We start from the raw sequence: 10141 nt of genomic DNA, 5'->3' as shown, positions 1-10141 counted from the left end.
CCTTTTCATGCAGATAACACGCCGTTTGGCAAAAAAAACATATTAATCACAGACAAAAAGCGATAAATTCTGGACATTGCCTTTTCGGCGATGGACATATAAATTACCAAATACACGTATCCACAGCTGATTTCACCTACTTGTCGTGTTGTGCATCCTGTCCAGTCATTGACCCTGAAACATGATGGTTTTACCAGATGAGGGGGGATAGTTTGAGCACATCCATGGTCACGAAAGGGATTATGCTGTTTGCTGCAACCTCAACTTGCCTGCTTTCGGCTTCCGGCTGCGGAGTTCAGGCCAGCAGCGCCAAGTCCAAAACATTGGTGATTTGGACGTTTGTACAAGACTACCAGCAACTGTATGACGAGTTGGCACCCTCGTTTGAAAAAATGCATCCCGGCGTCAAAATTGATGTGGAGTTGTTGGATTACAATTCGGAGGAGCAGAAGTACACCATTGTGCGGACATCCAATGGCGTGAATGCGCCGGATATCATTGATGTGGAGCAGGGGATGTTTCCGAACTTCATGCGCGGCGACGTGCCATTTGTGCCACTCAACAGCGATATGAAGAAAAGTGGCTTACTCCACGCTGAATCACCAGGGCGGCAGGCGCTCTACACCGTGAATGGCAATATATACGGTGTTGAACATGCTGCCTGTGTAAGCGCTTTATATTATCGCAAAGACCTCTACGCCAAGGCCGGGATCGACGTATCGAAGCTGAAGACATGGAATCAATTTGTCCAGGCAAGTAAAAAGTTGACCGGTCCCAATCGCTACATTTTTCCCAGTGGTCAGACGGGAGACACGACGCAAGAAGGCGAATTTGAAATGCTGCTGCGGCAGGCCGGCGGCGATGTGGTCACGAAAGACGGCCAGATTGGGTTGGACACTCCAAAAGCGGTGAAGGTGCTGCAGATGATGCGTTCGTGGCAGCAACAAGGCATTGAGGACAAAGACAGTCCAACAGGTCTCCAATTTTGGAACGGGTTTAAAACAGGCCGTTACATCGCTGCTTTCGGTCCAGACTGGTGGGCGTTTGAATTGGCAGCGCAAGTCCCTTCCTTAAAAGGGAAATGGGGCGCCGTGCCGATGCCAAAAGGTGCACCCGACTGGGCAACCACCACAGATTCGGGCGGGACAGGCACAATGATCAGCAAATACTCCAGCAACAAACAACTCGCCTGGGAATTTATCAAATATGCGCTTTTGACACCATCCAGCGTTGTGAAGCAATACGAGATAGATCAAAACTTCCCTTCTTTGTTGACCGCGCTCAATCAACCAAAACTATACGCCAACAATCAATTTGCCAAGTTTTTTGGCAAGACAAATGGCAAGACCATTGCCGAATTGTATAAAAGTCTTGTTCCCGGCGAGCCCGCCCAGAACCAGGCGTGGTGGCGCGTCTATGTCGGGGATGCCTGGGGAAAATACGAGTTCCAATATGAAAGCGGTCAGCTGACAGCGGCGCAATTTTTGGCCAAGGTCAAAAACGCGTTGCAACAAGACATTGACCAAGAGCAGATGAAGAGTTGATACCTGGAGGTGGATGAATTGTACATTAAACCGGCTGTAAGAAGACGGATGGCTCCATATCTTTTCATCTCCATCTTCTTTATCGCCTATGGTGTTTTTGGATTCTATCCAACGTTGTACGGCCTGTGGTTGAGCTTTCAAGGCGGGATTGATCACTTCACATTTGTCGGCTTTAAACACTACATCGAAGTTTTCCACGATGCCCTATTTTGGCAGTCTATGTGGAATGGAACGAAAATGGCGCTGGCAAGTCTCTTGATTATTACACCGCTCGCGATGGGCGTGGCCATTTTGATCAATCAGCGCAGAATCGCCAAGTATAAAGGGTTCTTCGCCACATTTTTCTTTACGCCGAATATCACTTCGGCAGTCGCGGTCGGTGTCATCTTCAGTTTGATTTTTGATCCGAGTGTGGGGATGCTCAATCGGTTGATTGGGCTATTTGGCTTACCTTCTGTACAGTGGTTGCAAGATCCCCACTGGACGATGCCTTCGCTGGTCATTGTCATCATTTGGCGGGCGCTTGGCATCAATATCTTGTATTGCTTGGCGGGTTTGCAGAATGTATCGCAGGATCTGGGGGAAGCAGCCAAAATTGATGGCGCAAATTCATTTCAGAGTTTTTGGCATATCACACTTCCAGCGATGCGCCCGGTCATGGCTTTCATCGTGTTCCAAGCGATACTCGGCTCCTACAACATGTTCACAGAAGCATTCGTGCTGGCTGGAAAGGGATTTGGCCCTGCAGATTCTCTCGTCTTTCCCACGACATATCTGTATCAACAAGCTTTTCAGGCGGAGAATTACGGGTATTCGGCTGCGGTCGGCTGGGTGTTTACACTGATCTTGGTCATCATCGGGATCGTTCAACTTAAATTTTTCCGTTTGCGAGAAGAAAACTAAGTTGGGAGATGAGATGATGAATGTGAACAACGAATTGGTGGGGAAACAAATCCATCTGCCAAAACGCAAAATGCCCATCACGATGAAAAAAGTCCGAATGTTCATCGGTATTTTTGTGCTCTGTGTACTGAGCTTGGCCTTTTTGGTTCCTTTTCTTTATATGATCGGCACTTCATTTAAACCGTATGCGGAAATTGCGGGACAGCCCTTGAATCCGTTCCCATTGCATCCAACGATGCAAAACATCACGCATTTGTTATCGCGGATTCCCTTTTGGCGGCAGTTTGCCAACAGTTTGATCATCTCGTTATCCGTGACCATTCTGGCGATTGTCTTTAATTCCCTCGTGGCGTTCGGGTTTGCCCGGTACGACTTCAAGTGGAAAAATGGGCTGTTTATCGCCATGCTCATCACCATGATGGTCCCTGCGCAGCTGACCATTGTGCCTTCGTTTATGATGTTTCGCTCCTGGCATTGGCTCAATACGTTCTGGCCCCTGATATTGCCTGGCTCCGTATCGGCTTTTTCCGTCTTTCTCATCCGTCAAATCATGGTGTCCATTCCCCGTGAGATGTACGACAGCGCGCGGGTAGATGGATGCTCCGAATTCGGGACCTATTTGCGTATTGCCTTCCCTTTGGCGCGAAGCGCCATCGGCATTGTCGGCATCTTGACGTTCATGGGTTCCTGGAACGACTATATCGGCCCTTTGATTTATCTTTCGTCCGAATCGAGAATGACGTTGGCCGTGGGCATCACTACGTTGAATAACCCCTATAAAATCGATTTTGCCTCGCCGATCACGGGCGCTTTTCTGATGTCCATTCCCGTTTTGATCGCTTTGTGTATTGTCGGGCAAAAATATTTTGTCAATGGCGTGACGGCCGGAGCGGTAAAAGGCTGAGTCAGACGTCGTATCTCAAGTAAAAGCCACTGGGGGTATTTCATGTCACATACCCCCAGTGGTTTTGTGTTGTGCATTATCCGCTCTTCCACATTTGGCAATTTCAAATGGCATTTATCGAATCGCAACGTCATAACTTGTACCTGGAGAATGTGTGGACAACTTACCAGGGATAAGAGGGCAAAGCGATGGCAAAACAATCATTTATGCGCGGTGCAATGGTGCTTGGAACAGCCAGTGTCTCGACAAAAATCTTAGGCATGATCATTCAGGTCGTTGTCGCCAGGGAACTGGGCGCAAGCGGATTTGGTCTGTTCCGCTCCGTCAATCCCATCTTCTACATGCTGTTGACGATCTCGACATTGGCGTTGCCGCCTGCGCTATCTAAGGTGATTGCCGAAAACCTAGCGCTTGGCAATCTGGCAAAAATACGACGCGCATTGAAAATATCCAATACCACAGTCACCGTGTTGTCCGTCGTCTTTTGCGTTGGCGCCATCGCGCTTTCGCCAGTCATCAGCGCAAAGTGGTTGGACCCACGCGCCTTTCTGCCTTTTGTCGGCGCGCTCATTCGCATGCCGTTGGTTTGTCTGTCATCCATCATGACAGGATATTACATGGGGATTCAGAATCAGACGCCACCAGCGATTGCATGGATTCTGGAAACCGCCGTCCGCACGCTTGTGACCATTCCACTCATCCTGCTTATGAATCCACATGGCATTGCGTATGGCGCATTAGCTGTGATGATTGGCGCCGCTGTCGGGGAAGGTGCGGGCTATCTGTATATGCTCTGGTGCTACTACCGGCGGGATCGACAATTGGTCTACAACGACAGCGCGACCGCCCAACTGGCTCGTCCGGAGTTGCTCAAAGGAACTGTGCGCGATTTGGTGGACATCGCCGCGCCGACGACCATCCGGAATATTCTTGGCATTATGGCTTATGCGGCGCAGCCCTTCATCGTCTACTACGCATTCGCCAAAGCGGGCATCGCCAAAATGGACGCGACTTCACTGTATGGTTCATTTGAGATGGGCATCCAATTGCTGTTGCTCCCGACTGTATTTTCTTCTTCGCTCTCTTCGGTCATCATCCCAGCCGTATCCGAGGCGGCGGCCATGCGGAACGCCAGACTTGTCAGCCGTCGGCTTTATCAAGTCATACAGGTGACCTTTTTAATCGCCTTTCCCGCAACGGCATTCTTCCTTTTATCAGGGAACGATCTCGCCACGTCGTTGTATCGCGACCATCTCGCGGGGAATGTGCTGGTATATATCGCGCCGATTTGTGTCTTTATGTACATTCGGGATCCACTGTCGGCCATTTTGCAAGGTCTGAACAAAGCCACGCTTTCTGCCGCCATCTCGCTCTTCACGAGTGGGATACGGATGTATTGCATTTACTATTTCGTGAGCCAACCGGGCGATGGCGTTTATGGCATTGCCAAGGCAACGGCCATTACCGCCATCGTCAGCGCGTTGCTCCATCTCTGGTTCGTGCGGAAGTATGTTTCGATTTCTATTAACGTTGGCAATCTCGTGAAGATGATGATCTCGACGGTCATGGCCACTTTGGTCATCCATCAGATTCACGCGTCGCTTGCCGCCGTATCTCCCGTGATTCAAGTTGTGCTCAGTGTGCTTTTAGGCGGTGTCGTCTACTTCGGCGCGCTGCTTTACTTCAAGGTCATCCGCGTCGGGATGATTGAACGCATCCCGTGGATTGGCTATCCGATTTCTAGAATACTGCGGATGCTGCGGTTTATCTCTTAAATGCCATGTTGATTGCTGACTTAAACACATTGGAAAACTGCTCCGTGGTCGGCACACCTTCAATGTAGTGTCAGTTGCAATTGACACTTGCAGTACTGCTCTTTCTGAGGTTTAATGTAAGTGACACTTGCTTATTGAGGAAGGGGGAGGAGGAAAATTACACGTAACGAAACTCGTGATAAAATTTTGGAAGCTAGTGTTAAGCTGTTTTCAGAACGTGGTTATCGGCACACGACGACAAAAATGATCGCTGATTCGGCTGGTGTCAATGAAGTGACACTATTTCGTCAGTTCGGATCTAAAGAGGGAATTGTTAAAGGAATTATTGAAAGTCGCTCTACCGGCCGCAGGGAAGTCGAGTTCGTATTAAATCAAGGTTCAACAGGTGAAATATATCAGGATTTACTCGCAGCAGCAAAAATCCAGTACAAATATATTGCTGAGAATATCAACCTCATTGTCACGCTTGTACAGGAGCATTCTACAGGGGATATCTCGCAACTGGTCGCGCAACTTCCTAGGAACGGAAAACAGATATTAAAGACTTATTTTGAGCGAATGCAAGCAGAGGGTGTCATGAAAAAAATAGACACAGAACAAGCGGCACTTCTGTTTCTTACCCCCAATTTTGGGCTTGCCTTTTTGAAGGTTGTGTTAGGAGATGCGGTGACAGATATTGCACCAGACAAATATATTGAGGAAATGGTAAAAAATTTTGTGATTGAGTATTTTATTTAATTTTTTTTTGCTCATTGTGCAAGCGTTACTTGCATATGCATGGAAGTGAAGTTCCTAGATGAATTGGTGTTTGGAAAGGAGTGTCCCGATGCATGCCAAGAAGCATTTTGCGTTGAGCCTGCTGACTATTTTGGCCGTTGGGCCAAATTTGATGTTGAGTGTGGCTATGATGTTCACACAGGGCCTAATTCAGGATAGTTTTTCCACTGGGAGCTACGCTCCAATGTGGGCTGTTGTACTGGGGAATATCTCGTTTGCAGTATTTGTTCCCATCGGTCCGGTCTGTGCGCGGAAAATTGGATTTCGAAACACATACGTCTTCTCAACAGGTCTGTTTACACTTGCGTCTTTGATGGCCACAGTTTCCAATGGCTTAGTGGTTTTGACATTTGCCAGAATGGTACAAGGAGCAATGACAGGACTTGTGTTAATGGTTATGATCCCGATCCTTATTCATTCATTCCCAGCAGAACGACGTAACAGAGTGGTTGGTGTACTTATCGGAGGTTTCTTTGGCGCGATTGCGATGGGGCCTTTTTTGGGGGCGTTAGCAATTTATCACGATGCATGGCGCTGGATTTTCCTTATTTCAGGACTCTGTACAGTATTAGGCTTGGTCATCGGAGCAAAAGGATTACCAGGGAAATTTCCAATCCCTGCACCGAATCGCGCGTCTTATACATTTGACTACTATGGACTGATATGTTTATTCGCAAGTGGCATTTCACTGACGATTGGAATGGGCAATCTCGATGCGCACCAATTTACTGATCTTCAAGTAGGTGTTCCACTCGGTTTTTGTGCGGTATTTTTGTGTTTCTTTGTAATACAGGAGCTAGTCACGCCAAATCCGTTGTTATCACTGAGATTATTAAGATACCCTAAAGCTCGAATCGGATCGTTATTGGCACTTACGAGTAACGCAACAATGATATTTTCTCTGGCAATGGTGAACTCGATCTTGCGATCAGTTGACATGTTTTCGGATGCCTCAATTATATTTTTCTACGTTAGTTTATTTCTGGGTGTAGCGCTTTCTGCGTTATTTGCAATCATTTTTATCGATAGATTCGGGCCGGGTGTGTTAGCGCTGATTGGAGGATGTTGCCTCATCGCAGTAGATTATCATTGGGGTTGGATTCAAATAAACACAACGCTTTCTAGTTTGAGTTGGCAATTGGTGTTACTTGGTTTTGGGACGGGGTTGACGTTAGCTGCAGGCCTTTTGGGGGCGGCTTTAGGCGCACCGCCGAGCGCACTTCCGGAGACGATGGCGATTGTCCAAAGTTTCAGATTGTTTTTCTTTAGTACCATTGCGCCGTTATTTACTTGGATTGTGAGTAGGCTATCCACCATTCATCTATCAAAAAATACTTGGGCACTCTCAATGGATAATCCATATCTTCAGATTGAGATACAAAAAATGACTGTACACAATGAAGCATTAGGATTTCCGTTTGCTGAAGCTAAAAACATGGCGATTCAGACGATTGTCAAAACCCAAACCGATGTGGCGACGATAGATACTGCTTCTGATATATATAAGATTTGTCTGATCATGGGTTTTATCATAGTTGTGTTATCTATTTTGATGATTTCTACTGGAAGAGTTAGGCGTTTAGCGGAAAAACCAAGAATTTTTACTAGGGAAGTTAGGGGGCTGTTGGAAAAACCTAAAATAGGATGATCTCGTACGCCACGCTCAAGAAATGATATATCACAGGAATGATTTGGGAGGAATTATCTATATGAAATCTGGACGCTTGTTGATCGTAAATGTCGTACTGATTTTGGTGGTTTTAATTGCTGGATTCGTTGGCTACTACTTCTATAATCAATCAACGTTGTACTTAAAGACAGATGATGCACAGGTAACGGGACAACAGATCACAATTTCTGCACCGACAACGGGAAAGCTTGTATCCTGGAATGGCGCAGTTGGAACTAACCTCAGTTCTGGAGGAACAGTTGGAAAAGTCGAAGTCACAAGCGGCAATAAAACGGAGGATATCAACATCAAGACGCCGCAAGATGGCACAATTGCCCAAGACGATGCTGTAACAAATGAATTTGTCGCTGCTGGAACGCCACTTGCTGTTGCGTACAACATGAACAATCTGTATGTCACTGCAAACATTAAAGAAACAGAGATCCAAGATGTTAAGGTTGGCGACGCCGTCGACGTTTATGTAGATGCATATCCGGGCACCTCCATTACAGGCACTGTCAGTCAAATTGGTCTGGCGACAGCTTCCTCATTTTCTCTGGTTCCATCAGACAGCACAAATGCCAATTTCACGAAAGTGACGCAAGTGATTCCCGTTACGATTGCGCTACAAGGGGTACCAAGCGGTCTAGTTCCAGGTATGAGTGCAACTGTTCGTATACACAGGTAATGTACACGAGGTGCGACTAGTTTTCATTAGATGGAGGATGCATGATGAAAATATATGTAGTGTATGACAGTGAAATTGGACACACAGAAGCATTGGCTAAAGCGGTTGCCGAAGGTGCACAGGTAGGAACGGGGACTGATGTCCTTCTTCGTCACGTGCGTGCAGCGGATATTCGAGAATTAACGGACGTGGATGCCATCATCTGGGGCTGCCCAGGACACTTTGGCACCATCAGCTCTGACCTTAAGCAGTGGATCGACAAACTGGGTTATCTTTGGGCGCAGGGCGCATTGGTGGGCAAGGTTGGCGCTGCTTTTTGTACGACAGCGACGGTGCATGGCGGTATCGAAATGACACTTTGGAATCTCATCACGCCGATGTTGCATAACGGCATGATTATTGTTGGACTACCACCAAATGTTCCAGAAAATGTGATGTACGGTTCTTACTATGGGGTCGGTATTACTTGCCCCGTTGAGCTTTCTGAAGATGCACCGCTGAATATGCCTACTGAAACTGATTTGGCCCTGGGCAGAGCTTTAGGGAGAAGAGTTGCTGAAATTACTGCCAAGATGGTGGGATAAGTACTCCGAAAAGGGGTGACATGTATGGGGTTTTTAACGGTATTTGTCCTTGTTATCGTCATTGTCTGTATACTCATCGTCGTTCTGAACCTTCGCTTCATGAAACGTGAAGAAAAGGAACACCAAACAAACGACAAAAAACACATGGAACAAACACAAGAAGTGACGAGACAAGCAGACACACTCGCTGTTGAGCCAGAATCACCGGTTCAGAGCACAACAGAGATGCCCATTGAAGAGCCGAATGGTCAGCCGCCTCGCAAAGCGCTGTCTCGTTCAGAAAGCACGATTTCTGATAACAGGATGCCAGACGGACATTACCGGATGGCCTTACGTCAAAAACTCAAACCAGATGAACCAAGAGAATTCGAGAAGTCAGCACAACAAGAAAATGTGAGCGAAGATGAAGTATACCGTTCGGCGCTGCGTTCGATGCAAAATAAAGAAGAGTGACGCAATCACCATTAACGGCTAACGGATGTGTGCTTGATGGACCATGATGAAGGCCAAGTAATTCACGTTTGTCCTTTTTGTCGTACCATGAACAGGGTGAACCCTGAAAAACTGCATCAGGCTGTATGTGGCATGTGTAAAAATCGGTTAGATGCTACGTATTACGACATTTTTGGCATCAGTCAGGATGACTCCTTGCACGATTTGAAGCACCGATATCCACTGACGAAAATGTGGCATCCCGACAAGAACCCGGGCGACGTGCACGCAGCGGAAGTGTTTAAATCGATTAACCACGCTTATCGGGTTCTCTCGGATCCACATTCGCGTCGAACCTATGATTTAACATTGAAAAAGCACGAGATTACTCAAATTGAGCATGAGTCTCGAGAACCGGATCATCCAAATAAAGAAATAGACAATAAGCAGTTCCAATTGAATTTAATGTTAGTGCTGATGATTGTCTGCGCTTTCGTTATCATCTTTATTGCGTTAGTTTTAGTGGGGGGAATTGGATGAATTTACATTTTAGAATGACTAAAGGTTCGGGCCATATCCAATGCTTTTAATAACACTGGATCCCTGTCTTTGTAATAGTCATCTCTCGTAAAGTTGACAGGGATATCCGGCTCGACGCCAATTCCTTCAAATAGAGCTCCATCTGGAAAATAGGAACGAATTGCCCCGATTTTTATTCATCAAATATGGAATGCATCATAACAAAACAAATCACCGTAACAGCAGGTTTTGAAATCGCTTGCACAAAATGATCGGCAGGTCCGTTTTCATAAAATCGTGCGTCATGAACTTATAAAACAAGTGGAAACAGGGGATATTTTCCTAG

General features: G+C 46.7%; 10 protein-coding genes. All 10 read left to right on the top strand.

The window, feature by feature from the left end; all coding sequences use genetic code 11:
- Nucleotides 1–212: 212 nt before the first annotated feature.
- The 10 genes from ACFSB2_RS15750 to ACFSB2_RS15705 all read left to right on the top strand — a co-directional run bounded on the left by ACFSB2_RS15750 (nucleotide 213) and on the right by ACFSB2_RS15705 (nucleotide 9816).
- On the top strand, nucleotides 213–1544 hold the full coding sequence (locus tag ACFSB2_RS15750; protein ID WP_377944048.1) for an ABC transporter substrate-binding protein: 1332 nt from the start codon (nucleotides 213–215) through the stop codon (nucleotides 1542–1544).
- An 18-nt stretch (nucleotides 1545–1562) separates the two neighbouring features.
- Nucleotides 1563–2447: a carbohydrate ABC transporter permease gene (locus tag ACFSB2_RS15745; protein WP_377944047.1), complete on the top strand. Its 885-nt coding sequence runs from the start codon at nucleotides 1563–1565 to the stop codon at nucleotides 2445–2447.
- Nucleotides 2448–2463: 16 nt separating this feature from the next.
- Nucleotides 2464–3351 carry a carbohydrate ABC transporter permease gene (locus ACFSB2_RS15740; protein WP_377944046.1) on the top strand — a complete coding sequence of 296 codons (888 nt, stop codon included), beginning with the start codon at nucleotides 2464–2466 and terminating at the stop codon, nucleotides 3349–3351.
- Nucleotides 3352–3539: 188 nt separating this feature from the next.
- Nucleotides 3540–5126, top strand: a complete 1587-nt coding sequence (locus ACFSB2_RS15735) for a putative polysaccharide biosynthesis protein (RefSeq protein WP_377944045.1) — start codon at nucleotides 3540–3542, stop codon at nucleotides 5124–5126.
- A 186-nt stretch (nucleotides 5127–5312) separates the two neighbouring features.
- Complete coding sequence (locus ACFSB2_RS15730) at nucleotides 5313–5864, top strand: TetR/AcrR family transcriptional regulator (RefSeq protein WP_377944044.1); 552 nt, start codon at nucleotides 5313–5315, stop codon at nucleotides 5862–5864.
- Nucleotides 5865–5952: 88 nt separating this feature from the next.
- The gene (locus ACFSB2_RS15725; protein ID WP_377944043.1) at nucleotides 5953–7551 is read left to right on the top strand and encodes an MFS transporter; all 1599 of its coding nucleotides are present in this window, start codon (nucleotides 5953–5955) and stop codon (nucleotides 7549–7551) included.
- Nucleotides 7552–7612: 61 nt separating this feature from the next.
- The gene (locus ACFSB2_RS15720) at nucleotides 7613–8260 is read left to right on the top strand and encodes an HlyD family secretion protein (RefSeq protein WP_377944042.1); all 648 of its coding nucleotides are present in this window, start codon (nucleotides 7613–7615) and stop codon (nucleotides 8258–8260) included.
- A 44-nt stretch (nucleotides 8261–8304) separates the two neighbouring features.
- Nucleotides 8305–8844, top strand: a complete 540-nt coding sequence (locus ACFSB2_RS15715; RefSeq protein ID WP_377944041.1) for an NAD(P)H-dependent oxidoreductase — start codon at nucleotides 8305–8307, stop codon at nucleotides 8842–8844.
- Nucleotides 8845–8868: 24 nt separating this feature from the next.
- Nucleotides 8869–9297: a hypothetical protein gene (locus ACFSB2_RS15710; protein ID WP_377944040.1), complete on the top strand. Its 429-nt coding sequence runs from the start codon at nucleotides 8869–8871 to the stop codon at nucleotides 9295–9297.
- A gap of 36 nt (nucleotides 9298–9333) precedes the next feature.
- Nucleotides 9334–9816, top strand: a complete 483-nt coding sequence (locus ACFSB2_RS15705; RefSeq protein WP_377944039.1) for a DnaJ domain-containing protein — start codon at nucleotides 9334–9336, stop codon at nucleotides 9814–9816.
- The last annotated feature ends 325 nt before the right edge of the window (nucleotides 9817–10141 follow it).

This window comes from Alicyclobacillus fodiniaquatilis (genome assembly GCF_042678105.1).
Classification (GTDB): domain Bacteria; phylum Bacillota; class Bacilli; order Alicyclobacillales; family Alicyclobacillaceae; genus Alicyclobacillus; species Alicyclobacillus fodiniaquatilis.
This window is presented reverse-complemented; position numbering and strand designations above follow the sequence as displayed.

Coding starts and splice junctions, on each gene's coding strand:
- ACFSB2_RS15710 (WP_377944040.1), top strand. CDS start 8,869: ATGGGGTTTTTAACGGTATTTGTCCTTGTTATCGTCATTGTCTGTATA.
- ACFSB2_RS15720 (WP_377944042.1), top strand. CDS start 7,613: ATGAAATCTGGACGCTTGTTGATCGTAAATGTCGTACTGATTTTGGTG.
- ACFSB2_RS15715 (WP_377944041.1), top strand. CDS start 8,305: ATGAAAATATATGTAGTGTATGACAGTGAAATTGGACACACAGAAGCA.
- ACFSB2_RS15740 (WP_377944046.1), top strand. CDS start 2,464: ATGAATGTGAACAACGAATTGGTGGGGAAACAAATCCATCTGCCAAAA.
- ACFSB2_RS15735 (WP_377944045.1), top strand. CDS start 3,540: ATGGCAAAACAATCATTTATGCGCGGTGCAATGGTGCTTGGAACAGCC.
- ACFSB2_RS15705 (WP_377944039.1), top strand. CDS start 9,334: ATGGACCATGATGAAGGCCAAGTAATTCACGTTTGTCCTTTTTGTCGT.
- ACFSB2_RS15725 (WP_377944043.1), top strand. CDS start 5,953: ATGCATGCCAAGAAGCATTTTGCGTTGAGCCTGCTGACTATTTTGGCC.